This is a genomic window from Mesonia aestuariivivens, from assembly GCF_019311235.1.
GTDB classification, from domain to species: domain Bacteria; phylum Bacteroidota; class Bacteroidia; order Flavobacteriales; family Flavobacteriaceae; genus Mesonia; species Mesonia aestuariivivens.
Genome location: NZ_JAHWDF010000004.1, coordinates 116,703 through 142,215 on the forward strand (window position 1 = coordinate 116,703; position 25,513 = coordinate 142,215).

The window sequence follows — 25,513 nt, forward strand, 5'->3', positions numbered from 1 at the left end:
AGTTAGGTTCTTGAGAAAAACTAAATAAAAAGCCTTCAGCGAAAAACTGAAGGCTTTTTTATTTCAATTATATGGTGTTTTATTTATAAAAAAGAATATCCTAATGCTAAAGAAAACACTCCATTTTTAGCATCTGCATTCTCGACAACATCGGTAAAACCAAAATTATAACGAGCATCTACACGCAGACCAAAAGGCAAATCTAGCCCAGCTCCCACTGCTGCCGACATATCAAAATCTTTTGATTCAACCTGATCTCCAATAGCGTTAAATTCAGGAAAATCATCATTGGCTACAAAACCAAATTGTGGTCCTACTTGTAAATTTAAAAAGTCCCCAATTAAATAATATTTAAACATCACAGGGATATTTACATAATCTACGTGATAATCACCAAAATCTGAATCTCCCCCTTGCTGAGAATATAAAATTTCTGGTTGAATAGCCCACTTATTAAATTTCACCCCCACAAAAGCTCCAGCTAATACTCCTGTTCTATTATCTACATCTCCTGCATCTCTCAATTGAGAAAAGTTTACCCCTGCTTTTACTCCTAAATCAAATTCTTGAGCTTGAGAAATAGAGAACATTCCCAATGCTACTACTAACAATACTAATTTTTTCATATCTATTTTTTTTCAAAAGTAGTAAAGTAAGTAATCGGGACTTCTTAGAGAAATCTTAAAACGAATAGAAAAATGCTAATTTTTATCTTCTAACATAGGGACAAATCTAAATTCTCCAAATTCCTTTTTTTCAAATTCTTTAGCAGATTTTCTTATAAATAGAGTCATTATCTGAGGATCATTCCCGACAGGAATTACCAACCTACCTCCTACTTTTAATTGTGCCAATAAAGGATTAGGCACATAAGGAGCGCCTGCAGTGACAATAATTTTATGAAAAGGACCATATGTGGGTAATCCTTTATAACCGTCACCAAAATTTAAATATTTAGGTCGGTAACCTATTTGTGTTAAGAAACGTTTTGTTTTTAAATATAACTCTTGTTGCCGCTCTATAGAATAAACCTTAGCTCCTAATTCACAAAGTACAGCCGTTTGGTAACCACTCCCTGTTCCTATTTCAAGTATTTTCTCACCTGGTTTTACTTGTAGTAATTCAGACTGAAAAGCCACGGTAAAAGGTTGTGAAATGGTTTGTTCAGCAGCAATAGGAAAAGCTTTATCTTGGTACGCATGATCTTCAAAAGAGCTATCCATAAACAAATGTCTTGGTATCTTACCAATTGCAGCTAAGACTCTCTGGTCTTGTACTCCCTTAGATTTTACTACTTCTACCAATTGTTTACGTTTTCCCTGATGTCTAAATGTATCTTTCAAAAGCAGTTATTATTTTTAGTCTTGCAAAAATAAAGAATACCGCCTTGAATCTGAATTTTTTCAGCTTTCATTAATTAACAATTTGCAACTTCATTTCCCCAAATTGCTTCTATGAATTCTTAAAAGAAATAGTATTTTTGTGTAAAACACAAAATAACTATGTTGAAAGTAGGAGTATTAGGTGCAGGGCATTTGGGTAAAATACATTTACGTCTATTAAATGAATCTGAGAAATATGAACTTGTTGGTTTTTATGATGCCAATGAAAAGTATGCTGAAGAAGTTGCTAACGAGTTTAACTATAAAAGCTTTAAAACTATTGACGATTTGCTACAAAACGTAGATGTAATCGATATTGTAACTCCTACCCTTTCTCATTACAACACTGCTGTCAAAGCTGTTGAAGCGGGAAAACATTTTTTTGTAGAAAAACCCATTACCAATACTGTCGAAGAAGCAGAGCAACTTACTAAAATGGCTAAAGCCAAAGGCTTAAAAGGTCAAGTAGGTCATGTAGAACGGTTTAATCCAGCATTTCAAGCAGTAAACGCTAAAATTGATCACCCCATGTTTATCGAGGCACATCGATTAGCTGAATTTAATCCGCGAGGTACAGATGTTCCGGTAGTTTTAGATTTAATGATTCATGATATTGATGCTATTTTAAGTGTGGTAAAATCTAAAGTAAAAAAAGTAAATGCTAGCGGAGTTTCTGTAATTAGTGACACTCCAGATATTGCTAATGCTCGTATTGAATTTGAAAATGGTTGTGTAGCCAATCTTACCGCCAGTAGAATTTCACTAAAAAATATGCGTAAATCAAGATTTTTTCAGCGCGATGCGTACATTTCTGTAGATTTTCTAGAGAAGAAATGTGAAGTGGTTAAGATGAAAGATGCACCAGAAAAACTTGATGAGTTTGCCATGATTCTTCAAAATGCTGAAGGAGTTAAAAAACAAATTTATTTTGATAATCCTGAAGTAGATGAAAATAACGCTATTTTAGATGAATTAGAAACTTTTGCAGATGCTATCAATAATAACACCACACCAATTGTTACCTTAGAACAAGCTACAGAAGCACTTCGTGTAGCAAAAATGGTCATTGATAGTTTTGATGAATAACCAACTAAAAATACACTTATAATGAAAAACATAGCAGTTATTGGAGCCGGAACTATGGGTAATGGCATTGCTCATACTTTTGCTCAATTCGGTTTTCAGGTAAATTTAATAGACATTTCTCAAGATAATCTTTCTAAAGGAATAGCAACCATAACGAAGAATTTAGATCGTATGGTAGCTAAAGAAAAAATTTCTGAAGAAGATAAAAAGCAAACTTTAAAACATATCAACACACAAACTTCTTTGGAAGAAGGTGTGAAAAATGTTGATTTAGTGGTAGAAGCTGCTACAGAAAATGAAAAAATTAAACTAGATATATTTAGAACTTTAGATAAAGTTTGTCCAGAAAATACTATTCTTGCTTCAAATACTAGTTCTATTTCCATTACTAAAATTGCTTCGGTAACCAATCGTCCCAAGCAAGTGATTGGCATGCATTTTATGAATCCGGTGCCTATCATGAAATTAGTAGAAATTATTAGAGGTTACAACACCACAGACGAAGTAACCAATACAATTATGGAGCTTTCAAAAAAGCTAAATAAAGTTCCAACCGAGGTAAATGATTACCCTGGTTTTGTGGCTAATCGTATTTTAATGCCGATGATTAATGAAGCGATTGAAACGCTTTATAATGGTGTTGCAGGTGTTGCAGAAATTGACACAGTCATGAAGTTAGGAATGGCTCACCCTATGGGACCACTACAATTAGCAGATTTTATTGGTTTAGATGTTTGCCATTCTATTTTAGAAGTCATGTACGACGGTTTTAAAAATCCAAAATACGCTCCTTGCCCCTTATTAGTAAACATGGTAAGAGCAGGAAAATTAGGTGTAAAATCTGGAGAAGGTTTTTACGATTATTCAACCAGTAGAAAAGCAGAACATATTTCTGCACAATTTAAAGCTTAACTATATTTATGCCTAAAATACTTCCCTTTCGAGCGGTACGCCCCACGCGTGATAAAGTGAGCTTAATAGCATCACGTGCTTACCAAAGTTACACCCAAGCAGAAAGAGAAGCTCGTTTAGATAATAATCCGTTTTCATTTTTACACATTGTAAATCCGGGTTACAAATATCACAAAGAAATTTCGGGTCCAGAACGTTTTCAATTGGTAAAAAATCGTTACCAAGAGTTTAAAGAAGACGATATTTTTATTCAAGACCCTAAGCCTTACTATTATGTATACAGAATTATAAATCGAGAAGGCGAAGTATTTACTGGTATTATTGCCGCGGCTAGTGTAGAAGATTATAAGAATAATTGTATTAAGCGTCATGAAGATACCATCTCGTTTCGAGAAGAGACTTTTAAAGATTACTTAAAAACAGTTGGTTTTAATGCAGAACCTGTATTACTCACACATCCTGAAAATTCAGTTTTAGCTCACATTGTTGGCGAAATTACCCAAACCCGAGCAGAGTTTGAATTTACAACCACTTATAGAGATACTCATTATTTATGGCTTTTAGAAGATAAAGGTCAAATTAAAAGTATTCAGCAAGAATTCTCTACCATGAACTGCTTATATATTGCAGATGGGCATCACAGGTCTTCTTCTTCTTTTCTTTTAAGAGAAGAATTAAAAAATCAAAACCCAAAACATTCTGGCAACGAAGCTTATAATTATTTTATGACTTTAATTATTCCAGAAAGTGACTTGCGTATTCATGAATTTAATCGTTTGATTACTGATCTTAACGGACTTTCTAAAGAAGAGTTTTTAATTCAGTTAGATGCTAAATTCAGAATTGAAAATCGTAGGTTAGAATACTTTAAACCAAAAAAGAAACATCAGTTTAGTATGTATTTAGAAGGAGAATTTTATTCACTTCAACTTAGAAAATCTGAATACAATTTTAATGATGCCACCTCTAAACTCGATGCTAAAATTTTATACGATACTATACTAAACCCCATTTTAGGAATTAAAGATGTACGAAACGATAATCGTATTGATTATTCTCACGGAAAAAATGGCATGGCTTACGTAAAAGGAAAAATAGACGAAGGAGTGTTTAAAATAGGTTTTGGAATGCTACCCGTAAATGTAGAGGAAATGAAACAAATTGCAGATGAAGGTTTAACCATGCCGCCAAAATCTACGTATATTCAACCTAAACTAAGAAGTGGTGTTACCATCTATGAATTTTAAAAATTCTAAAAAGATTTAACAAAATGGCTAATAACATAAAAGATAATATCAATCAATACCTTGAAGAATTTTCTGGAAAGGCAACTTTAGTGGCCGTATCTAAAACCAAACCTAATGAAGATCTTTTAGAAGCTTACGAAGCTGGACAGCGAGTGTTTGGAGAAAATAAAATTCAGGAAATGACAGATAAGCACGAATCATTACCTAAAGATATTGAATGGCATATGATTGGCCACGTGCAAACCAATAAAGTAAAATATATGGCACCCTATGTAACTTTAGTTCATGCGGTACATAAATTAAAATTATTAAAAGAAATTAATAAACGAGCCAAAGAAAACAACCGTGTTATTGAATGTCTTTTACAAGTGAAGATTGCTGAAGAAGACAGTAAATACGGCATGGATGCTGAAGATGTAGATAAAATTTTAGCTTCTGATGCTTACCAACAAATGGAAAACGTAAAAGTAGTAGGCCTAATGGGAATGGCTACTTTAACCGATGATGAAACACAGATTAACAATGAATTTGCTTTCTTAAAAAATAAATATGATGAAGTTACAGCTCAGCACAAAGAATTTAAAATCTTATCTATGGGAATGAGCGGTGATTATAAAATAGCACTTCAGCACGGAAGTAATATGATAAGAATAGGAAGCGCTATATTTGGCGCTAGAAATTATAATTAAATTTTTTTGTACGCAATAGTAGACATAGAAACCACCGGAGGAAAGTATAACGAGGAAGGAGTCACAGAGATTGCCATCTATAAATTTGATGGCCATAAGGTGGTTGATCAATTTATAAGTTTAGTAAATCCTGAGAAACCTATCCAACCTTTTGTTGTTAACCTTACAGGTATTAATAATGAAATGCTTCGTAACGCTCCCAAATTTTATGAAGTCGCTAAAAGAATAGTAGAAATTACTACAGATTGTACTATTGTTGCACATAACGCCAAGTTTGATTATAGAATTATGCGCTTAGAATTTAGACGCTTAGGTTATGAGTATCAACGGCAATCGCTCTGTACGGTAGAGCTTTCTAAAAAACTTATCCCCAATATGCCTTCTTACAGTTTGGGTAAATTAGTAAAAAGTTTAGGTATTCCTCTAACAGATCGGCACCGTGCCAGCGGTGATGCTTTAGCTACGGTAAAACTCTTTAAGCTGCTTTTACAAAAAGATTCTAAAAAAGAGATTATTACAACTTCTGTAAAAAGTAATCCTAAAACTAATTTAGACACAAAGCTTGTTCGTATTATTGATGAGCTTCCCTCTTCTACAGGAGTTTATTATATTCATAATGAAAAAGGTGAAGTAATTTACATAGGCAAAAGCAAGAATATCAAAAAACGTATAAACCAGCATTTCACTAGCGATAATCATAAATCAAAGAAAATTCAAAATGAAGTTTATACGGTAACTTTTGAAAATACAGGAAATGAATTATTGGCTTTATTGAAAGAAAATGAAGAAATTAAAAAAAATAAGCCCAAGTACAATCGTGCCTTAAAAAGAGATATTTTTACTTACGCTTTATATCAATCTAAAGATAAGCATGGCTATATTCAATTTAAAATAGGAAAAGCTGATCCTGAAAAAGAAAATATCACCACATTTACCAATAGTGCCCAAGCAAAAAGTACATTACAAAGAATTTTAGATGATTTTGAGTTGTGCCAAAAAAAATTAGGTTTACATCAAACTAGAGGAAGTTGCTTTAATTATAGCATAAAAAAATGCCACGGAGCTTGTATTGCTGAAGAATCTGCAGAAGATTACAATAAACGTGCTCAACAAGTGATTAACAAATATTCTTATACCAACAAAAACATGTTAATTATTGACAGAGGACGTGATGTAGATGAAAAAAGCGTAATTTTAATTGAAGATGGAAAATTTTGTGGCATTGGTTATTTCAATTTAAACCATCAAATGGATGATATTGCTATCGTTAAAAATATTATTACTCCCATGAAGAATAATCGCGATAGTCAGCATATTATTCAAAGTTACTTACGAAAAAATAAACCCTTTAGAATAATCGAATTTTAAGATTATCGAAAAAGTAACAGTTTGAAAAAGTTTTATTTATCGATTATTTATAAAAGTTAATTTTAAATCCATTGAAAACTAAACCTAAAAGAAACTCTTGGCGCGAGAAAATTCATGAGATTATTTATGAAGCCGATACTCCTGCGGGTAAAGCTTTTGATGTAATTTTATTAGTGATTATTTTTTTAAGCATTATTTTTGTGATGCTAGAAAGTGTGAAAGGTTTAGACCCCTGGATTTATAATTATATGTATGCCGCAGAATGGGTAATTACTATCCTCTTTACTATTGAATATATTCTGCGCATCATTTCTATACAAAAACCTACAAAATATATTTTTAGCTTCTATGGTTTAATCGATTTTTTCTCTACAATCCCATTATACCTTTCATTTCTTATACCAGGCAGCAGTAGCGCCTTAATCACGGTAAGAGCCTTACGCTTATTACGCGTATTTAGAATTTTAAAAGTAAGTCGTTACATAGGTGAAAGCAATAAATTAATAAAAGCTTTAAAAGATAGTCGACCAAAAATATTAGTATTTCTATTTGCTGTTATTATTCTGTGCTTAATTTTTGGAACCGCCATGTATATGATTGAAGGTGCAGATAGCGGTTTTAAAAATATACCTGTAAGTTTGTATTGGTGCATTGTTACGCTTACTACAGTAGGCTTTGGAGACATTCATCCTGTTACACCATTAGGTCAGTTTTTAGCTTCAATTATTATGATTTTAGGCTACGGAGTCATTGCTGTACCTACCGGAATTGTAAGTGCTGAATACAGCAAATCTGAAGCTGACGAAAATGAACAAAAAAAATTATCTACCAATACACAATCTTGCTATCATTGCCATGAAAATACGCATTTAGACGGCGCTGATTATTGTCAAAATTGTGGATACCCTTTAAATCGTGAAAAATAATACGCTTATCTCTGTTGTTGGTCCCACAGCCATCGGTAAAACTTCTACCGGTATTGCTCTGGCCAATCATTACCAAACTGAAATTATTTCTGCAGATTCTAGACAGTTTTATAAGGAGATGAAAATTGGCACCGCGGTACCTTCTACTGAAGAATTATTTGCTGCAAAGCATCATTTTATTCAACATATATCAGTGAAAGATGATTATTCTGTAGGTGATTTTGAAACCGAGGCTATTCATAAGTTAGATGAATTATTTCATCACAAAAATAAAGCATTAATGGTAGGTGGTAGTGGGTTGTATGTAAAAGCAGTTTTAAAAGGTTTAGACAAATTTCCTGAAGTAGATGCATCAATTAGAGAAAACTTAAATCTTCAATTAGAAAATGAAGGCATCGAACCGCTTCAATTTCAATTAAAGAAATTAGACCCTGTTTACGCTCAAAAAGTTGATTTAGAGAATTCTCATCGCGTTATTCGAGCTTTAGAAATTTGTATAGCCAGTAGAAAACCTTTTTCTAGCTTTTTAAATAATTCTTCTTCAGAAAGAAACTTCACCCCTATTAAAATTGGGTTAACCGCTCCTCGTGAACTTATCTATGACCGTATTGAAAAACGGGTTGATTTGATGATTGCAAATGGATTACTAGATGAAGCTAAAAAAGTTTACCCTATGCGTAAACTCAATGCTTTAAACACTGTAGGTTATAAAGAATTATTTCAGTATTTTGATGATAATTGGACGTTAGACTTTGCCGTTTCAGAAATTAAAAAAAATACCAGAAGATTTGCTAAACGCCAATTAACATGGTTTAGAAAAGATGAGGAAATTAACTGGTTTAGTTACGATACTCCAATAGAAAAAATAGTAAATTTTATCGATTCCAAAATATCTCCAAGATAAATATTTTACCTTGGAGAATTTTTTGAAACTGAAATCTTTTCTTAATAATTACTATTAAGCTTTTTCTTCTTCTTTGTTTTTAATAACAAGTCTAAAGCCTTCACCATGAATATTTAAAATTTCGACATTTTCGTCTTTCTTTAAATACTTACGAAGCTTAGCGATATAAACATCCATACTTCTTGAGGTGAAATAATTATCGTCTCTCCATATTTTAGTTAATGCCAATTCACGAGGCATTAAATCATTTTCATGAAGTGCTAACAAACGTAACAATTCATTCTCTTTTGGAGAAAGTTTAATTGGTTCTTCTTCATTAAAAGTTAAAAATCTTAACTTAGAATTTAAATGAAAACCACCAATTTGAAATTCAAATTGTTTGCTATCTGCGATACTATCTGTAGCCTTACGCTGCATGATAGCTTTAATTTTCATTAATAATACTTCGCTATCAAAAGGCTTATTTAAGTAATCATCTGCACCGACTTTATACCCTTTTAATACATCTTCTTTCATCGCTTTTGCGGTTAAGAAAATAATTGGCACGTCTTCATTTTTCTCTCTAATTTCTTTAGCTAATGTAAAGCCATCTTTATATGGCATCATTACATCTAAAATACAAAGATCAAAATCGTCTTTTTTAAACTTTTCAAAACCTTCCATTCCGTTTTTAGCATGAGTAACTGTATAATCATTCATTGCTAGGTAATCTTTAAGTACGATTCCAAAATTCGGATCGTCTTCTACTAATAAAATCTTCTTGTTTTCAGTTTCCATATATCTATGATATTAGTGGTAATTTAATTATAAATGTACTTCCTTTTCCTTTTTCACTCTCTACCATCACTTGCCCGTGATGATCTACAATAATTTGTTTTACATAAGCCAATCCTAAACCATGACCTTTTACATCATGAATATCTCCGGTATGCTCCCTATAAAATTTTTCAAATACTTTTTTCTGTACAGATTTGCTCATTCCTTTTCCTTGATCTCGAATTTTAAGAATGATATAGTTTTTTACATTTTCTGTATAAATGTCAATTTTCGGTTTATCTGTAGAGTATTTCACAGCATTATCTAAAATATTGACAATCACATTAGTGAAATGTGATTCACTAGCCAATATACAAGACTGTAAAGCTCCAAAATGTGTTTGAACGTACCCTTGACGATCATCTACAATTAATTCGATATGAGTTATAGCTTCTTCTGTGAGTTCATGAAGGTCTAAACGTTCTTTTTTAATATTTAGTTCATTTCTTTCTAATTTAGACATACGCAACACATTTTCTACTTGTGCGTGCATTCTTCTATTTTCTTCACGAATCATGCCCATATAACGATTTACCTTTTCAGGATCACTGGCAATTTTTGGGTTTTTAACAGAATCTAACGCCAAATTAATCGTTGCTATAGGCGTCTTAAATTCATGCGTCATATTGTTTATAAAATCTGTCTTAATTTGAGAGATTTGTCTTTGCTTTATTAATTGAAACAAAGCACTTGCATAAGCTACAATAATAATTAAGGTAAAAATAATACTTAACAAAGCCATTAGAGCAATTGTACTTAGTACTTCTTTTTTCTTATCTAAAAAATTTATGTAAAATTCATAATTAGTATTACTAGATTCAAAAATCGGGATTCCATAAGTTCCTGGTGAATCTTTTCTGAAATTTTCTGTACCAACTTTTGTAGCTAAATCGTTACTATAAATAGCAAATTCAAAATTAGACTTTATATCTCTTGCTATAAGTTGCGCTTCTATTAAAGATTGAATTAAAGAAGTGTCTACTCGTTTATAAATAGGCAACTCAGCAGCTCTCTCTTTTATAACTTCAAATAAAGCTCTTTTTTCGTTTTTTTCTAAACGGGAAATTCTTTCAAAACGTTCTTCTGCACTTAAAGCTTCTTTTTCATCTAATTCATCATCTCTAACTATTCTAGTAATCTTACTCGATAATAATTTTTTAAAAGCAGTTGAATCATTACTTGATCCTAAAAAAGAAGAGAAAAGCTTATTATCTTCTCGTAAAAGTCTATTGGTATAATAAAAAGTTTCGTTGGTAAGTTCATTTTGTTTAATCTGAAATAACTCACTTAGTCTTGCACTAGTTGGCATTGTTGAGTCTGAAAGAATTGCATACTGAACATAGTATTTATCTATCTCTTCTCTTTCAATTTGCTTAGAAACATTGATTAGCACTTGCTTGGCACTAAATGAAAATTGCTCTTCATTGGTTTCTACTGTATTTTTAATCCAGTATCCCTGTACAAATATGATACCTATTAAGGACAGGCTCATTAATAAAATAAGGATTAAAAACAACTTTTTATTCATACCGCCAAAAGTAAGATTTTAACATTTACATTTTAAACGGTTTAACCAAATGTTAACATCAAGTATTTACTAGGCTAAGAAGTGTATGATGAAGCGATAAAACATGCTGTTTTGTAACTTTTAAATCTGTATTATCAATTACAAAATTTGCTAATTTAATCTTTTCAATATCAGCTAATTGATTATTCATTCTAGCTTTCACTTCACCTTCTGTAGCATTATCTCTTTTTAAAACTCTTTTTATTTTTTGTTCTTTAGGTGCAGTGACTAAAATTACATAATCAAATCTGTTCTGAATGTTTTTTTCAAAAATAATTGCTGCTTCGTAAATAACATACGTAGAAGTCTGTTTTAATAACCAGCTATTAAAATCTTTAGCTACTCGAGGGTGAATAATTGTATTGAGTTGGTCTAATAATTTTTTATCATGAAATACTTTAGAAGCAATAAACTTTCGGTTAGGTAATTTTTTTTTATCTAGCACTTCTTTACCGAAAAGCTGTATTAATTCTTGATGAATAGTTTCTGAATTTTCCATTAAATATTTTGCGCGTTCATCAGCTACATAAATAGGCACTTGTAATGCTTCAAACATTTTAGCTACGGTAGTTTTACCGCTACCAATTCCGCCGGTTAATCCAACAATCATCATTTTTTAATCACAAATTGAACTTTATTAATATTTAACCGTGTAGAAGTTACATTTTTTGGTTTTTCAACTAATTTAGGAATAAGAAAATTTTGATTTTCTTTCAAATCTTTATAATCGCAAACTACTTTAAAATTACCCTTAACAATAGACTTATAGTTTTCTAAACTCACCACATATATGACTACGATTCGCTTAGGAAAGATACTCAAATTAATAGCTCTAGGCGCATTAATCACTTCTATTGGCACTTCTGCTCTTCCCTCGGTAAATTTCTCTACTTTCAGTTCGTATTCTACTGCATCTGTATAAAAAGTAGCCCCTTTAGCATCAAGCGTATCTAAGCCAATCTTCCCATTAAGATCATGCTTTACCTGAGTTAAGGTTACTTGTTTTGTATAAACAGCTTTTAAAGAATCTATCACTTCAGAAGGACCACTTACCTTCACAGAATCTGGTTGCAGTTTTAACACCTCATTAGACGAGTAACCTGGAGCATAACTTATGTCTAATCTAGATTTTATAGGTATTTTTCTCACTTTCTTTTGTTCGTAAGGAATACCAAGAGTGTCCTTTAAAAACGTCACCTCATCTATATCTATATCTAATTGATCTTGAAGTTCTTGTTTATGATTTTCTGTTACAAAGATTAATTCTTTTTTATATTCAGGAAGTTCTCCTAAATCAACTTGAATAATAGGTTTTGAGATTGAAAACCAAGCAATATTAAATCCGTTTTCGTTTAAACGAATGGAAAATTCATCTTTATTTTTATGAATAATTTTATCTTTAGGTGTATTTACATACTCAACCTCTACGTTTATAGATTGCTTATAATTTTTACTGAATTGAACTAAAATCCAGATCACCACCGAAAAACAGAGAAAAAAGAAAAATGCTTTAAAATTAGTTTTTTTAAAGACCGTGCTTCTAAGTTTTTTTATGATATTTTTCATTAATTAAAAAATAATTCAGGAAATATTAATTTGGGGTTTTTCTTTAAAATTTTAATATAGTAAGTAGATTTAAGAAAGCCTAAACCATAACCAAAAAATTGTGTTAATATAGCCCTTATAGCTAAAAAACCTATTTTAAAACTTTTATTTTCTATAGCAGCTAAAACAAATATCAGTAATAAATAAAATAGATAAATTAATATTGCAAATGAATAACCTAACATTAATAAAAACAAACTTATAACTAAACCTAAAATAAAAAGACTAGGAAACCAAAACACTAGACTTGATGTTTGAGGGTGCCAAGAATTTAAAATTGGTCTTACCTTACCAAATTTATTAACCTGTGTATAAAACTTGTCCCAACTAATTCTACGCTTATGAAAAACGTAAGCCTTTTTAATAAATCCTATTTTAAAACCTGCATTTTTAATTCTAATTGATAAATCTGGATCCTCACCAGGATGAATTTTACCAAAACCGCCTGTTTTAAAAAAAGCTTTTTTAGAAATTCCCATATTGAAACTCCGCGGCTCATAAGATTTTATAGATTTTTCTTTACCACGAATACCACCTGTGGTTAAAAAAGAGGTCATCACAAAACTGATCGCTTTTTGAATAGGAGAAAAATTATCTTTAGAAGCATCAGGTCCTCCAAAACAATCTACTGGATTTTTAATTAAAAAATCATCGACAGCTAACAAGTAATGAGCCGGCATAACTACATCACTATCTAAAATTAGCATATAATCTCCGTTAGCTCTCTTCATGCCATAATTTCGAGAATCACCTGGACCAGAATTTTCTTTCTTTAGGTAAAGAATGTTTAATTGATCTGCATATTTTTCTATGACTTTTTCAGAAGAGATTGTCGAGCCATCTTCTACGATTACAATTTCGTAAGCTATATTTTTTTCCATTAGAAAAAAACTATCTAAAAGCTCTTCAATTTCATTGGGTCTATTATATACAGGTACTATAAAAGAATACTTAAATTTCATGCTGCTAAAATACACAAAGAAAAAAACCGAAACTACTACTAGCTTATTTTAAAAAAACTTTTTTTTAAAAAATCAAAAAGCCCTCAGATATTTCACCTGAGGGCTTAAAAATAAGTTACAAATTTTTATTCTTTTACTAGACGAATTATTTTAGACTGATTTCCTATTTTAACAACTACAACATAGCTTCCAGTATTTAGTTTTTCTAAATTAACCGTAGCATTTAAATTATTAAATTGTTCAATTACAATCTGTTTTCCTAATAAGTCATAAACAATAACCTCTTCTATAGAAAAAGTCTTCGCTTGTAAATGCAATAAACTTTTTACAGGATTAGGGTAGTAATTAAAGCCTATAAAATTTTCGCTATCTACTCCTAAGGGTTCAGCTATGAAACTTTCTAAAGCTGTCCAATCACTTGTATCGTCTGTACCGCAAATAGCTCTAACATATACATCGTAAGTGGTTTCTGGAGTTAAATCTGTAATTGTAATACCTAATACCCCATCGTTATCGAGTAATGAAGTTCCTTCTGTTTCAGGATCAAAATCTGCTTCTCCATAAAGAATTTCCCATTCAGTTTCATCTCCATTAGAAGTCCAACTTACTTCTGCAGTTGTAGCTGTAATATTTGTTATTTCTAAATCTGTTGGTGTTTCACAAGGTTCTTGTAAAGTTGAAAAACTTTCTGCAGTTGTCCAATCGCTTGTATCATCAGTACTGCAAATAGCTCTGACATATACATCGTAAGTGGTTTCTGGAATTAAATCTGAAAGAGTTATTCCTAATTCTCCATTATCATCTAGAAATGAAGTTCCTTCTGTTTCAGGATCAAAATCTGCTTCCCCATAAAGAACTTCCCATTCAGTTTCATCTCCATTAGAAGTCCAACTTACTTCAGCAGTTGTAGCCGTAATATTTGTTATTTCTAAATCTGTTGGTGTTTCACAAGGTAAAGTATTTACTTCAAAATCATCTATAAAGAATTCATAGTCTTCATCATCATTAATTTCACCATCAGTAGCCCAAAAAGCAAACTTAACAGTTCCTGAATAAGCACTTAAATCTATCGTTTCAATATCTCCCGTGGCAGATGGCGAATTAGACTGATCATAAGTTATTAACATTTGCCAAGTTTCACCATTATCTTGAGAGATTAATACTTGCACCTCATCATCTGATCCCATGTCTGAAGGGCTTGGACTATCATATTCAGTAATAGCTGTTGTAAACTTTAATTCATATTGTCCCTGAGAAAGGTCAAATGATGGTGAAATTAACCAGTCTTCTCTATTGTCTGTATACAGATTAATTGCCATAGCCATATTTGTAGTCTCTTCTTCGTTTAAAAACTCTTCAAGAAACCAATTACCACTACCAAAAGCTTCTGCGTCTGGACCATTTTCAGGATCCCCAGCTCCAACTTCAGTCCAACAGCTAGGTTCTTCTGTAAACTCATTAATATAATTTGGTATAACTACTTCGCAATCTGTTATAAAAGTTACCGATTCAGACCATTCGCTTATATCACCGTCTCCACAACTTGCTCTTACATACAATTCATACTCAGTATTTGCATCTAGGTTTTCTATGATTTCACCTAAAGCTTCATCATTATCAATAATCGAAGTACCTTCTGTTTCTGGATCAAAACCTTCTTCACCGTAAAGAATATCCCATTCGGTTTCTGACCCATTTGATGTCCAACTTACCTCTACTGAATTATTAGTTATATTCGCAATAGTTACCTCTGTTGGTTTTGGACACGACAATATGTTGATATCAAAATCTATTGTTTCTTCGCTTCCACTATTACAAGATGTACTTCCATCAGAAGTTAAGGTCATATATATATAACCTGAAAACGCATCAAAAGTTAAACCTTCTAACTCGTAACCATCGCCATCTGAATTGAAAAGCACATCTCCTGTTTCATCTTGACCATCATAAATAACTAGGTCATCATATGTCAAATAAATACCAAACCAACTAAGATATTCTTCTAACGTACCACTACTAAAACTAATCCTAAGTACCTCTTCGTTTTCTGCTTTAAATAGCCATCTTTTTAATTCATTATTTGTATAGCAATAGGTTTCATTAAGAATAGGATTTTCAGATGAGACAATTACTGGTTCAATTAAGGTAGCAAAACTTATAGGTCCTACTAGCTCACTTTCGCTATCTTCTCCACAAATTGATCGCAAATATACTTCATAATTGGTATCAGTGGATAGGTTCGAAATTACTTCTCCTATGTTTCCATCTGAATCAGTTATTAATTCCCCTTCAGTTTCTGGGTCAAAATCTACTTCACCAAAAATTATTTCCCATTCGGTTTCACTACCACCAGCTACCCAATTAACTTCTGCAGAAGAAGTAGTAATATTTTCTATAGTTACTTCCATAGGTTCAGGACATTGAATTGTTTGTACACAAACATCGAATCTTGCCTGTGCAGTAGAAGAAGTAGAAGAATATCCATACACTCTTAAGTAATAAGTATCTCCAACTGTTAATCCTACAGCTGTAAATGAATTTGGATCAGAGTCAGCAACTAGTTCTAAAGACTCACAACCCTGATCTCCATTATAAAGAGCCATTGCCATATCAACGCTTGTTCCAGTAATAGCCTGTACATTGGATAATGAAATTGGATGCGAAGCAGATGTGGCTACAAATCTAAACCATACATCATTATTCGGAGTTCCAATTACATCTTCTTCGTTTTCTCCTAGATCTGATGCTGTAGCACCTACTGTTGATCCTAATGTTGTAGTATTACACTCTAAATTATCATTAATAGTTATTTCTATTGCATTATCACACTCATCATTTAAGGGGAATGTAAAGAAACTTCCTAAGGTCCATATACTCTCTTCATCTTCTCCACAAACTGCTCTTACATAAACATCATAAAATGTAGATTCAGATAAACCTGATATAGAAACTCCCAATACACCATCATCATCAGCAACCATTATTCCTTCTGTTTCTGGATCGAAACCTTCTTCACCGTAAAGAATTTCCCATTCGGTTTCATCTTCACCTGCCGTCCAACTAATTTCTGCAGAGTCTGATGTAATATTATTGATTGTAACATCTGAAGGTTCTTGACAGCTAGGAATTTCTTCTACTACAAAATTATCCATGTAAATATAATATCCATCTATATTACCAGGAGGTATATGAAAAGAAATGTAAACATCACCTATATACTGATCTAAGTTAATTGTATAATCTTCATAAGAAGTATTAGAAATTTCCGTTACAGGAAGTAATTCTTCTGTAAACTCATTTGCATTTTTTCCTCCAGTAGATAACAATACTTCAAACTCATTTGGTTCTAAAAGAGATCTAGCTCTCATAGAAAATCTTAATCTTTCATTTCCTGTCAAAGTTAATAATGGTGAAATTAAATAATCATCGTTATCTCCACTATTATAATCAGTATAAATACCAACTGCCCGACTATCATCAATGCCATAATCAACATAGGTTTTCCAAAAATCTGAGTCATTATTTGCATTTAATGCAGACCAACAAGAAGATAAGTTTGGAGTTATCACTGATTCAAAATCTTCAATATAAGGAAAATCAGTAATTGATTCACAAGCTGTAAGAAATGCCGATGGACCTCTCCTAGAACTTTCTTCATCTACTCCACAAATTGCTTTTACGTAAAATTCGTATTCTGTATTGGGTGATAACCCCTCCAAAGTTTCTCCTAAAACACCATCGTTATCACTAATTGAAATTCCTTCTATTTCTGGATCGAAACCTTCTTCACCGTAAAGAATTTCCCATTCGGTTTCATCTTCACCTGCCGTCCAACTAATTTCTGCAGAGTCTGATGTAACATTATTAATAGTAATATCTGTAGGTTTCAGGCATACTTGAGTAATGCCATTAAGAATAATATTTCCTCTTAATGTTTGGATATAATTTGCTACAGATGGATTTAAAGGGTCAGGATTTGTATTATCACTCCTGTAATTAATACTAAGATTTTCATCAGCCTCTATATTAGTTTGCAATAAATAACTTGTAGAAGAATCCCAGCCTGATTCATTAGCATCAATTGCTATAATTAGATTATCCTGTCCATTATAATCAAATGAATTTTCAAATGTTATTGTTAAAACATCATTTGCAGCTGTTATCGTACCATTAGTAAGCACTTGAGTTAAGGTATTTATATCTACCCAATCTGAATTACTTTCAAAACCCACCTTATCAGTATGTCCAATCCAAACATCTACATTTTCATCACTATTAACAATCTCTGAACCAGGATTAAGTTGAAAACCTATAGAGGTAATACTACCACTTGCATTTATCTCTGAAGCCAAATAAATAACCTGAGAGTAGGAATAACCATAACGTAAATTAATTGGAGAAGAATTAGCGACACCTCCATCATCTGATTCTCCTATTGAAACCTGAGAATATCCAGTGAAGCATATAAAAACTAGAAAACAAAAAAACAATGTATTTTTTTTCATAAAATTAAATTTTTATCGATTTATTATTAAAAATAAAGTTTTTTAAGTTTAATCATAGAATAAAAAATAAAGTTTAGATAAAAAACTAATAATTCCGTTTAAAATAAATAAATTCGTTGATTAGATATCAAAAAAAGCGGCTATCAATAATTGATAGCCGCTTTTGTATAAGTTAAAGAATTAGATGTACTATTCTTCTACAAACTTTTCCATTACTTTTTGGCTTACGCCCATATTAGAGAAACCTCCATCATGGAATAAGTTCTGTAATGTTACTTTTTTTGTAAGGTCTGAAAACAACGTTAACGTATAATCTGCACACTCATCTGCCGTAGCATTTCCTAAAGCTGACATTTCATCTGCATATTTTATAAACCCATCAAAACCTTTAACTCCTTGTCCTGCTGTAGTTGGTGTTGGTGATTGAGAAATAGTATTTACTCTCACTTTCTTTTCTGTACCAAAGAAATAACCAAAACTACGGGCAATAGATTCTAAATATGCTTTATTATCTGCCATATCATTATAATCTGGAAACACACGCTGTGCAGCCATATAAGTTAACGCAACGATACTTCCCCACTCATTCATTGCATCTTTTTTGTATAAAGTTTGCATGGTTTTGTGAAAAGATACTGCAGAAACATCCCAACCTTTAGCCGTCCAATCGTAGTTTTGATCGGTATAATGTTTTCCTTTTCTTACGTTGATAGACATTCCTATCGAGTGAAGAACGAAATCTAATTTACCTCCTAAAATTTCTTGAGCTTTTTCTACTAAATTTTCAAGATCTTCGATATTGGTAGCATCGGCAGGAATAATTTCTGAACCCGTTTTTTCTGCCAATTCTTTAATAGCTCCCATTCTCATGGCTACTGGCGCGTTAGTTAAAACAAAAGTACCGCCTTGTTCGTGTACTTTTTCTGCGGTTTTCCAAGCAATAGAGTTTTCATCCAAAGCTCCGAATATAATTCCTCTCTTTCCTTTTAATAAATTATATGACATGGTATTATTTTTATTTGTTGTTGCGGCGGTAAATATAATAAAACAAACTTAGTTGAGTAATTCTTTTGCATGAGCAATGGCCGATGCAGATTTTTCTTTACCTCCTAGCATCTCTGCTAATTCTTCAATTCGTTGATTTTTATCTAATAGTGAGATATTGGTTTTAGTTACCTCATTCTCTGTTTGCTTGTAAACCTTGAAATGATGACTACCCTTAGCGGCAATTTGAGGTAAATGTGTAATTGATATTACCTGCATCTCTTTCCCCATATTATTCATAATAACTGCCATTTTTTGAGCGATATCTCCAGAAACTCCTGTATCTATTTCATCAAAAATTATGGTTGGCAATTTACTATAATTGGCCAAAATACTTTTAATAGCTAACGTAATTCTAGATAATTCTCCACCAGAGGCTGCTTTTTTAATATCATTAAAACTAGCACCTTTATTTGCGGCTAATTTCCACTCAATAGTATCTAATCCTTTTGCTGTAAAATTAGAAGTATGATCAAGTTCTACTTTTAATTGAGCGTCTGGCATACCTACTTGCGTAAGAATTTTTTCTACTGAATTTTGAAACTGCGGAATTACTTTTTTTCTATTGTTATAAATTTTCTTTGCTATTTTTTGTATCTCAGCTTTTGCGCTTTCAATTTTTTTATTGAAAGTAGCAATTTCTTCTTCTGCATTTTCTGAAGTCGCTACTTTTTCAGTTAAACCTTCTTGCAACTGAAGTAACTCTTCTACAGAATCTATATGGTGTTTTTTCTGTAAGCTATATAATTGCTGAAGTTTATCATTTACAAAAGCTAATGTTTCTGGGTCTGCCTCTACATTATTCTCTAAACTTTCTATTTCAACCGCCATATCTTCTAGCTCTATCAAAACACTTTGAATACGTTCTGATAGCGATTTATACTGATCTCCATAATTTTCAAGCGCTGCTATTCTATTTTTCACTTCCTGCAAGCTAGCAATACCTCCTATTTCTTCTTTTTGCAAATAATGAGCTGAAGCTGATAGGTTTTCTTTCAGCTCTTCTACATTATTCAACTCTTGATATTGGCTCTCTAAATCTTCTTGCATCCCTACTTTTAAATCAATTTCTTTCAATTCATTTAAAAGAAACAAGTTGTAATTGTAAGTTGCTGCAGCTTCCTTCTGTGCTTCGTTTAATTCTTTTAATTGCTGAAGGAGTTGCTGGTATTTTTTATAAGAATTTTGATATTGTTCCAATAAATCTTTATTGCCAGCTAACGCATCAATTACCTGAAACTGATAGTCTGAGTCTCCAATAAACAAGGTATCGTGCTGACTATGAATATCGACCAGTTGATTTCCTAAAACAGCAAGTTTTTGAAGCGTTGCTGGAGTATCATTAATAAACGCTCTTGATTTGCCAGAAGGCAAAATTTCGCGCCTAATAATGGTTTGCGGTTCGTAATCTATATCGTATGTATCAAAAAGTGATTGAAGATCGTAAGATTCTATTTGAAAAGTTCCTTCAACTACACACTTTTTTTCAGGATTTCTAATGGCACTTAAGTCTGCTCGCTTTCCTAAAAGCAACGATAAAGCTCCTAAAAGAATAGATTTTCCTGCTCCAGTTTCTCCTGTAATTATGGTAAATTGATCTTTAAGTTGAAGGTGAGCATCTTCAATTAAAGCAAAGTTTTTTATAGAAAGTGATGTAAGCAATTCTCTTGATTATTTTTAGGTAAATATACAAGAGAATTTTTGCTTATCGAAAAAGACTTGATAAAATTAATTATTAATAGTATTCCACTTTTTATTGTAAAGAGGTGCTATACTTTTTAAGCTCGATAAGACGGGTGAAATTGAAATTTGAGGACCACCACTTAATACGTTTTTTATTTCATCTGATTTTGCATCGAAAAAACTACGCATTAAAATTGAATTAGGTCTAGCGCTGTTTACTTCTTTCAACATTTGAATAGCTTCTACTATTTTTGATTTACCGGTTTCTACATCTTGATACATCACATCTAAACCTTCTCGGTGATAAACATACAAAGCTTGTCTGTATTTCGTGAAATTATTAGAAAGTAAATCTGCATTTAAACGATACCTAGATTGATTTCCTGAAGAAGGTAACCATCCCTCACCGCCACTTTGCTGTGCCGTGTTTACAATTAAATTAGCCTCTTCGTGATAAGCAGAACCGCCCAATGGAGCAAATGTATCGCCGTCGAAACCTAAAATTGTATACATATAAAATGAAATTGTAGATACTAAATTAGAAGAAAAGGTATTTGGATTATAATCTAGGGGTTGAAATTCACTATACCTAAAATTAAACTGATTGTCTTTAATATTAAATATTGGTGTAGAAGTGGTAGAACCATAAACCGGACGTGAAGCCTGAACCTGAATGGTTGCTGTAAAATTATCTGAACTATAATCTGAAACATTAATAAAAATATTACAATCAATTTTTTCAAAATTCTCTAAACTATTATCGGTCCAAGTATTTTGATTGATCAGATCTTGCACTGCACTTTCTAAAGTTTTAAATATAGAAAGTTTAGTTCTTCCGGTTTGTTCAGCATTTACCGTCACATTAGCATTAAACTCTTGCGCAAAGCTTACCAAAGAAAAAAAGAATAATAAAAATGTAAATTTAATGTTCATAATGGTAAATTACTTCATTTAAAATATCTTTTGCAACTTCTTGTTTAGATTTTAAATCAAACTCTTTGGTCTGATTGGGATAAATGATCTTTATTTTGTTAGTCGCTTGCTTAAATCCTGCTCCTTTATCATTTAATGAGTTTAAAATAATAAAATCTAAATTTTTACGAACTAACTTAGCTTTAGCATTTTCAACTTCATTTTCTGTTTCTAAAGCAAAACCTACTAACAATTGATGCTTTTTAGCTTTACCTAAAGAAAGTAAAATATCTTGTGTTTTTTCTAATTCTATAGAAATTTCAACCTCAGACTTCTTAATTTTTTGATTCGCAACTTGTTTAGGCTTATAGTCTGATACTGCTGCTGCGGCAATGGCAACATCAACTTGTTTATAATGAGCATGTACTTGCTCATACATTTCTTGCGTGCTAGTAACACGTATTAAAAAAATATTTTTATTAAAACTATCTAAGGCAGTAGGACCACTAACTAATATTACTTGAGCTCCTAAATTTGCTGCTTCTTCTGCCAAAGCAAACCCCATTTTTCCGCTAGAATGATTTCCTATAAAACGAACAGGATCTATAGCTTCGTATGTTGGACCAGCAGTAATTAAGATTTTCTTACCATAAAGTGGTAATTGAGCTTGTAAATCTTTTAAAATAAAATTGATGATTTCTTCGGGTTCAGCCATTCTTCCTTCGCCAGTTAGACCACTTGCTAATTCTCCTGAACCTACAGGTATCATCTTATTGTGAAAGCTTTCTAATTTTTGAATACTTGCTTTTGTAGATGGATGTTTATACATATCTAAATCCATCGCTGGAGCAAAATAAACTGGACATTTAGCAGAAAGATAAGTAGCTAAAAGTATATTATCGCTATGGCCGTTAGCCATTTTGGATAATGTATTGGCTGTGGTGGGAGCTATAAGCATAAAGTCTGCCCATAAACCTAGATCTACATGGTTATTCCAAGTTTCACCTTCTTCATTGGTAAAAGATGAAATAACTTCATTTTTGGACAAAGTAGAAAGGGTAAGAGGAGTAACAAACTCCTTTGCTTCTGGAGTCATTACTACTCTTACCTCTGCACTAGCTTTTATTAAAAGCCTTACTATATAAGCGGTTTTGTAAGCAGCAATACCTGCTGTAACACCAAGTAAAACTTTTTTTCCGCTCAACATACATTTGTTAGTCTAAGTTAGTTTTAGTATTTCTAAAGTAGATTTTCTCTTCTAACCACTCTTGTACTGCTAAAGATTGTGGTTTAGGTAATCTTTCGTAAAACTTAGAAACTTCAATTTGTTCTTTGTTTTCAAAGATTTCATCTAAGCTATCGGTATAAGTAGCAAATTCATCTAATTTTTCTAAAAGCTCTTTTTTAATTTCAGTATTAATCTGAGTTGCTCTTTTAGAAATGATTGATATTGCTTCATAGATATTATCTGTAGGAGCATCTACTAAATTCTTATCGATAGTAGTCGTATTTACAGGAGCTTCTGTTTTCTTTAAATCCATATTTTATGAATTAGTGTTATTTGTTTGTAATCTTTGTTCTATATCTACTGAATATTCTTGAGCTTGCTGTGCAAATTCTCCTTCAGGATAATATTTTATATAATCTTCGTAATATTCTTTAGCAGCTCTTAAACGCTGAGGAACTAGTTGTGCATAACTATTAATTGCTAATATATAAGCCGAATCAAATTTATAAAAATAAGCTTTTTCTAAATATTTAGAACCAGGATTATCTTCAATAAAATTATTTAAGGCCGCAATTGCTGCTTTATAATCTTCTGTATGGTGGTATTGTTTTGCAATACTGTAAGCCTTTTTATCTAACTTATCTCGTAAGTTTGAAACATATTCATTAGCATCACCAATAAACTCACCGTCAGGATACCTTGAAATATATTCCTGAAACTTATTAATTGCTTTATGAGTTTCTGTCTGATCTAAACTAAATCTAGGTGAAATCTCATAATAGCTCTTAGCGCTTTTATAATAAGCCTCTTCTGCTTTTTCACTTCTAGGGTACGCCTTTGTAAAACGCTCAAACTGGTAACCAGAATCAAAATAACTCTCTAACTCATAATAAGTGTTAGAATAAATGTAAGCCAAACGTTCACCTTGAGGCTTACCGCGGTATTGAGGCATGATTTGATCTAATAAGCGAAGTGCCTTTTTTAACTTGCTATTCTTCTCTTCTTTTATCCCTTGAGTATAAAGACTATCTGCCATAGCATACTTAGCCTTGATATCATCTTCTTTTAATACTTTTTGGTATTGACTACACGCACCTAAAGTAAGTGCGGCTAAAAGAACGAAGGTTATATTACGAATTTTTAAAAACATCTTGCAAAAATACTTTATTATTATGGATTATAAAAATTTCTAAATCTTTAATTTAAACAGCTAATAAGCAAAGATATTTCATAAAAACTTATTTAATTTCATCGACAAAGGAAACTATTTTAGCTGTCAATTCTTTACTCGCTTCAACTAAAGGCAAACGCACGTAATCTTTTGCTATGCCTAACTTATTAAATACAGCTTTAATGCCGGCAGGGTTTCCTTCTTCAAAAACCAGTTCAATCGCTGGCGTTATTTTGTAGTGAATTTGATAAGCTTCATCTACATCTCTTCCCAATCCCTTTTGAACCATTTCTGCAAAATTCTTCGGAAAACCACCAGCAATTACAGAAATAACTCCGCTACCTCCTGCCAATACTATTGGCAATGTAAGCATATCTTCTCCAGAAATTACTAAAAAATCTTTTGGGGTTTGACGAATCATTTGCATGGCTTGCATCATATCTCCCGCAGCTTCTTTAATTCCTATAATATTTTCAAAATCTGTAGCCAATCTAGCTACTGTTTTCGGAGTCATATTAGAACCTGTTCTTCCTGGCACATTATACAAAATGACGGGTAAATTTGAAGCTTGTGACACTTTTTTAAAATGTTGATAAATTCCTTCCTGTGTTGGTTTTACGTAATAAGGTGAAACTGAAAGAATAGCATCGAAGCCTTCTAAATTTTCTTTTTTAACTTGATCTGTTACCGCCTGAGTATTATTTCCTCCTATCCCAATCACTAAAGGAAGAGCTCCATTATTCTCTTCTATAACTGTTTTCTTAACTACTTCTTTTTCTTGTTGAGTAAGCGTTGCATATTCTCCAGTAGTTCCTAAAACTACTAAATAATTCACGCCATTTTCTTTTTGAAAACGAACGATTTTTTTTAAAGCTTCTACATCTACAGATCTATCTTCCTTAAATGGAGTTACTAAAGCTACTCCTGTCCCTACAAACTTTTTCATGGGTTATTTATTTATTATCGCTATATATTTTTTTAATTCTTTTAAAAATAAATTTACTTCTAAAGCATCTACATTAATTTGAAGGTCATTTAATTTTTTATCTTGTTGAGCTAAGCCTACTTTTAAATTAGCCGAAGTAGAAGCTCCCAGAAGAATTAATTCTGGCTTTGTTTCTTCAAAATAATTAATCAAAACATCAAAATGATTTTGCTGAAACCTTCTCGCCTCAGTTGTTTGCTTAAAAACACCTTTCCAACCTAAATCTCTTTTTTTAAAACTTTTTAAATCTTCTGAATCTTTTTCTGAAAACAAAATAATTTCTACTTGCTCCCCTATTTGTAAAAAAGATGACTTTAGTTTTTCAAAAGAAATTTTATTTAAAATATTTTCATCAACAATTACTCCTAATTTTTCAATATTATTTACCGCTTTAGGGCGATGGCCGTAAACACAATTCTCTATGTATTTTTTTGCTGATTTTATTTTAAGCTTTTGAAACATTAATTTTATACTACTATTAAGTAACAAATGTACTATTATTACTAGGATTTTAATCTTAC

23 protein-coding genes are annotated in these 25,513 nt (G+C 31.8%); 7 read left to right on the forward strand and 16 right to left on the reverse strand.

All coding sequences use genetic code 11. The features are described from left to right. Window positions 1-83 precede the first annotated feature (83 nt). On the reverse strand, window positions 84-626 hold the full coding sequence (locus KW502_RS05100) for a porin family protein (protein ID WP_219039453.1): 543 nt from the start codon (window positions 624-626) through the stop codon (window positions 84-86). Window positions 627-701: 75 nt separating this feature from the next. Beyond that, window positions 702-1,343: a protein-L-isoaspartate(D-aspartate) O-methyltransferase gene (locus tag KW502_RS05105; RefSeq protein ID WP_219039454.1), complete on the reverse strand. Its 642-nt coding sequence runs from the start codon at window positions 1,341-1,343 to the stop codon at window positions 702-704. Window positions 1,344-1,502: 159 nt separating this feature from the next. Here KW502_RS05105 and KW502_RS05110 point away from each other — a divergent pair, with 159 nt between their 5' ends. From KW502_RS05110 to miaA, 7 genes are all read left to right on the forward strand, one after another. Beyond that, window positions 1,503-2,468, forward strand: coding sequence for a Gfo/Idh/MocA family protein (locus KW502_RS05110; protein WP_219039455.1), 966 nt, complete (start codon window positions 1,503-1,505; stop codon window positions 2,466-2,468). Between the two features lie 21 nt (window positions 2,469-2,489). Further along, window positions 2,490-3,380: a 3-hydroxyacyl-CoA dehydrogenase family protein gene (locus tag KW502_RS05115; RefSeq protein ID WP_219039456.1), complete on the forward strand. Its 891-nt coding sequence runs from the start codon at window positions 2,490-2,492 to the stop codon at window positions 3,378-3,380. Window positions 3,381-3,388: 8 nt separating this feature from the next. After that, window positions 3,389-4,627 carry a DUF1015 domain-containing protein gene (locus KW502_RS05120; RefSeq protein ID WP_219039457.1) on the forward strand — a complete coding sequence of 413 codons (1,239 nt, stop codon included), beginning with the start codon at window positions 3,389-3,391 and terminating at the stop codon, window positions 4,625-4,627. 23 nt (window positions 4,628-4,650) lie between these two features. Next, on the forward strand, window positions 4,651-5,316 hold the full coding sequence (locus KW502_RS05125) for a YggS family pyridoxal phosphate-dependent enzyme (protein WP_219039458.1): 666 nt from the start codon (window positions 4,651-4,653) through the stop codon (window positions 5,314-5,316). Window positions 5,317-5,322: 6 nt separating this feature from the next. Further along, window positions 5,323-6,684, forward strand: coding sequence for an exonuclease domain-containing protein (locus KW502_RS05130; RefSeq protein WP_219039459.1), 1,362 nt, complete (start codon window positions 5,323-5,325; stop codon window positions 6,682-6,684). A 71-nt stretch (window positions 6,685-6,755) separates the two neighbouring features. Then, window positions 6,756-7,610 carry an ion transporter gene (locus KW502_RS05135; RefSeq protein ID WP_219039460.1) on the forward strand — a complete coding sequence of 285 codons (855 nt, stop codon included), beginning with the start codon at window positions 6,756-6,758 and terminating at the stop codon, window positions 7,608-7,610. After that, entirely contained in the window at window positions 7,600-8,514 is a 915-nt protein-coding gene (miaA, locus tag KW502_RS05140; protein ID WP_219039461.1) for a tRNA (adenosine(37)-N6)-dimethylallyltransferase MiaA, read from the forward strand. Before KW502_RS05135 ends, miaA begins: the two co-directional genes overlap by 11 nt. A gap of 54 nt (window positions 8,515-8,568) precedes the next feature. Here miaA and KW502_RS05145 read toward each other — a convergent pair whose 3' ends face one another. The 14 genes from KW502_RS05145 to KW502_RS05210 form a co-directional block, all read right to left on the reverse strand. Continuing rightward, window positions 8,569-9,291: a response regulator transcription factor gene (locus tag KW502_RS05145; protein ID WP_219039462.1), complete on the reverse strand. Its 723-nt coding sequence runs from the start codon at window positions 9,289-9,291 to the stop codon at window positions 8,569-8,571. A 4-nt stretch (window positions 9,292-9,295) separates the two neighbouring features. Then, window positions 9,296-10,858: a sensor histidine kinase gene (locus tag KW502_RS05150; protein ID WP_219039463.1), complete on the reverse strand. Its 1,563-nt coding sequence runs from the start codon at window positions 10,856-10,858 to the stop codon at window positions 9,296-9,298. A 58-nt stretch (window positions 10,859-10,916) separates the two neighbouring features. Then, window positions 10,917-11,510: a dephospho-CoA kinase gene (gene coaE / locus KW502_RS05155; RefSeq protein ID WP_219039464.1), complete on the reverse strand. Its 594-nt coding sequence runs from the start codon at window positions 11,508-11,510 to the stop codon at window positions 10,917-10,919. Next, a complete protein-coding gene (locus KW502_RS05160) occupies window positions 11,507-12,463 on the reverse strand; it encodes a CdaR family protein (RefSeq protein WP_219039465.1) in 957 nt (318 codons plus the stop codon). Before KW502_RS05160 ends, coaE begins: the two co-directional genes overlap by 4 nt. After that, window positions 12,463-13,464 carry a glycosyltransferase family 2 protein gene (locus KW502_RS05165; protein ID WP_219039466.1) on the reverse strand — a complete coding sequence of 334 codons (1,002 nt, stop codon included), beginning with the start codon at window positions 13,462-13,464 and terminating at the stop codon, window positions 12,463-12,465. The genes KW502_RS05160 and KW502_RS05165 overlap by 1 nt, the downstream gene beginning before the upstream one ends. 125 nt (window positions 13,465-13,589) lie before the next feature. Beyond that, the gene (locus tag KW502_RS05170) at window positions 13,590-17,969 is read right to left on the reverse strand and encodes a fibronectin type III domain-containing protein (protein ID WP_219039467.1); all 4,380 of its coding nucleotides are present in this window, start codon (window positions 17,967-17,969) and stop codon (window positions 13,590-13,592) included. A gap of 189 nt (window positions 17,970-18,158) precedes the next feature. Further along, the gene (locus KW502_RS05175; protein WP_219039468.1) at window positions 18,159-18,974 is read right to left on the reverse strand and encodes an enoyl-ACP reductase FabI; all 816 of its coding nucleotides are present in this window, start codon (window positions 18,972-18,974) and stop codon (window positions 18,159-18,161) included. A gap of 48 nt (window positions 18,975-19,022) precedes the next feature. Beyond that, window positions 19,023-20,675: a DNA repair protein RecN gene (gene recN / locus KW502_RS05180; protein WP_219039469.1), complete on the reverse strand. Its 1,653-nt coding sequence runs from the start codon at window positions 20,673-20,675 to the stop codon at window positions 19,023-19,025. A 66-nt stretch (window positions 20,676-20,741) separates the two neighbouring features. Then, window positions 20,742-21,629 carry a type IX secretion system protein PorD gene (gene porD / locus KW502_RS05185; protein WP_219039470.1) on the reverse strand — a complete coding sequence of 296 codons (888 nt, stop codon included), beginning with the start codon at window positions 21,627-21,629 and terminating at the stop codon, window positions 20,742-20,744. Continuing rightward, the gene (gene coaBC, locus KW502_RS05190) at window positions 21,619-22,815 is read right to left on the reverse strand and encodes a bifunctional phosphopantothenoylcysteine decarboxylase/phosphopantothenate--cysteine ligase CoaBC (protein WP_219039471.1); all 1,197 of its coding nucleotides are present in this window, start codon (window positions 22,813-22,815) and stop codon (window positions 21,619-21,621) included. Before coaBC ends, porD begins: the two co-directional genes overlap by 11 nt. A 7-nt stretch (window positions 22,816-22,822) precedes the next feature. Further along, window positions 22,823-23,149, reverse strand: a complete 327-nt coding sequence (locus tag KW502_RS05195; RefSeq protein WP_219039472.1) for a DNA-directed RNA polymerase subunit omega — start codon at window positions 23,147-23,149, stop codon at window positions 22,823-22,825. Window positions 23,150-23,152: 3 nt separating this feature from the next. Further along, window positions 23,153-23,986 carry an outer membrane protein assembly factor BamD gene (locus tag KW502_RS05200; RefSeq protein WP_219039473.1) on the reverse strand — a complete coding sequence of 278 codons (834 nt, stop codon included), beginning with the start codon at window positions 23,984-23,986 and terminating at the stop codon, window positions 23,153-23,155. 88 nt (window positions 23,987-24,074) lie between these two features. Then, on the reverse strand, window positions 24,075-24,953 hold the full coding sequence (gene dapA / locus KW502_RS05205) for a 4-hydroxy-tetrahydrodipicolinate synthase (RefSeq protein WP_219039474.1): 879 nt from the start codon (window positions 24,951-24,953) through the stop codon (window positions 24,075-24,077). Window positions 24,954-24,956: 3 nt separating this feature from the next. After that, window positions 24,957-25,454 carry a DUF6913 domain-containing protein gene (locus KW502_RS05210; protein ID WP_219039475.1) on the reverse strand — a complete coding sequence of 166 codons (498 nt, stop codon included), beginning with the start codon at window positions 25,452-25,454 and terminating at the stop codon, window positions 24,957-24,959. Between the last annotated feature and the right edge of the window lie 59 nt (window positions 25,455-25,513).

What these genes read in the sequence shown, in the direction of transcription:
- KW502_RS05125 (WP_219039458.1), top strand. Translation starts at nt 4,651, where the DNA reads ATGGCTAATAACATAAAAGATAATATCAATCAATACCTTGAAGAATTT.
- porD (WP_219039470.1), bottom strand. Translation starts at nt 21,629, where the DNA reads ATGAACATTAAATTTACATTTTTATTATTCTTTTTTTCTTTGGTAAGC.
- KW502_RS05200 (WP_219039473.1), bottom strand. Translation starts at nt 23,986, where the DNA reads ATGTTTTTAAAAATTCGTAATATAACCTTCGTTCTTTTAGCCGCACTT.
- dapA (WP_219039474.1), bottom strand. Translation starts at nt 24,953, where the DNA reads ATGAAAAAGTTTGTAGGGACAGGAGTAGCTTTAGTAACTCCATTTAAG.
- KW502_RS05145 (WP_219039462.1), bottom strand. Translation starts at nt 9,291, where the DNA reads ATGGAAACTGAAAACAAGAAGATTTTATTAGTAGAAGACGATCCGAAT.
- KW502_RS05170 (WP_219039467.1), bottom strand. Translation starts at nt 17,969, where the DNA reads ATGAAAAAAAATACATTGTTTTTTTGTTTTCTAGTTTTTATATGCTTC.
- KW502_RS05195 (WP_219039472.1), bottom strand. Translation starts at nt 23,149, where the DNA reads ATGGATTTAAAGAAAACAGAAGCTCCTGTAAATACGACTACTATCGAT.
- KW502_RS05110 (WP_219039455.1), top strand. Translation starts at nt 1,503, where the DNA reads ATGTTGAAAGTAGGAGTATTAGGTGCAGGGCATTTGGGTAAAATACAT.
- KW502_RS05120 (WP_219039457.1), top strand. Translation starts at nt 3,389, where the DNA reads ATGCCTAAAATACTTCCCTTTCGAGCGGTACGCCCCACGCGTGATAAA.
- KW502_RS05100 (WP_219039453.1), bottom strand. Translation starts at nt 626, where the DNA reads ATGAAAAAATTAGTATTGTTAGTAGTAGCATTGGGAATGTTCTCTATT.
- KW502_RS05165 (WP_219039466.1), bottom strand. Translation starts at nt 13,464, where the DNA reads ATGAAATTTAAGTATTCTTTTATAGTACCTGTATATAATAGACCCAAT.
- KW502_RS05210 (WP_219039475.1), bottom strand. Translation starts at nt 25,454, where the DNA reads ATGTTTCAAAAGCTTAAAATAAAATCAGCAAAAAAATACATAGAGAAT.
- KW502_RS05115 (WP_219039456.1), top strand. Translation starts at nt 2,490, where the DNA reads ATGAAAAACATAGCAGTTATTGGAGCCGGAACTATGGGTAATGGCATT.
- KW502_RS05150 (WP_219039463.1), bottom strand. Translation starts at nt 10,858, where the DNA reads ATGAATAAAAAGTTGTTTTTAATCCTTATTTTATTAATGAGCCTGTCC.
- KW502_RS05160 (WP_219039465.1), bottom strand. Translation starts at nt 12,463, where the DNA reads ATGAAAAATATCATAAAAAAACTTAGAAGCACGGTCTTTAAAAAAACT.
- coaE (WP_219039464.1), bottom strand. Translation starts at nt 11,510, where the DNA reads ATGATGATTGTTGGATTAACCGGCGGAATTGGTAGCGGTAAAACTACC.
- coaBC (WP_219039471.1), bottom strand. Translation starts at nt 22,815, where the DNA reads ATGTTGAGCGGAAAAAAAGTTTTACTTGGTGTTACAGCAGGTATTGCT.
- KW502_RS05175 (WP_219039468.1), bottom strand. Translation starts at nt 18,974, where the DNA reads ATGTCATATAATTTATTAAAAGGAAAGAGAGGAATTATATTCGGAGCT.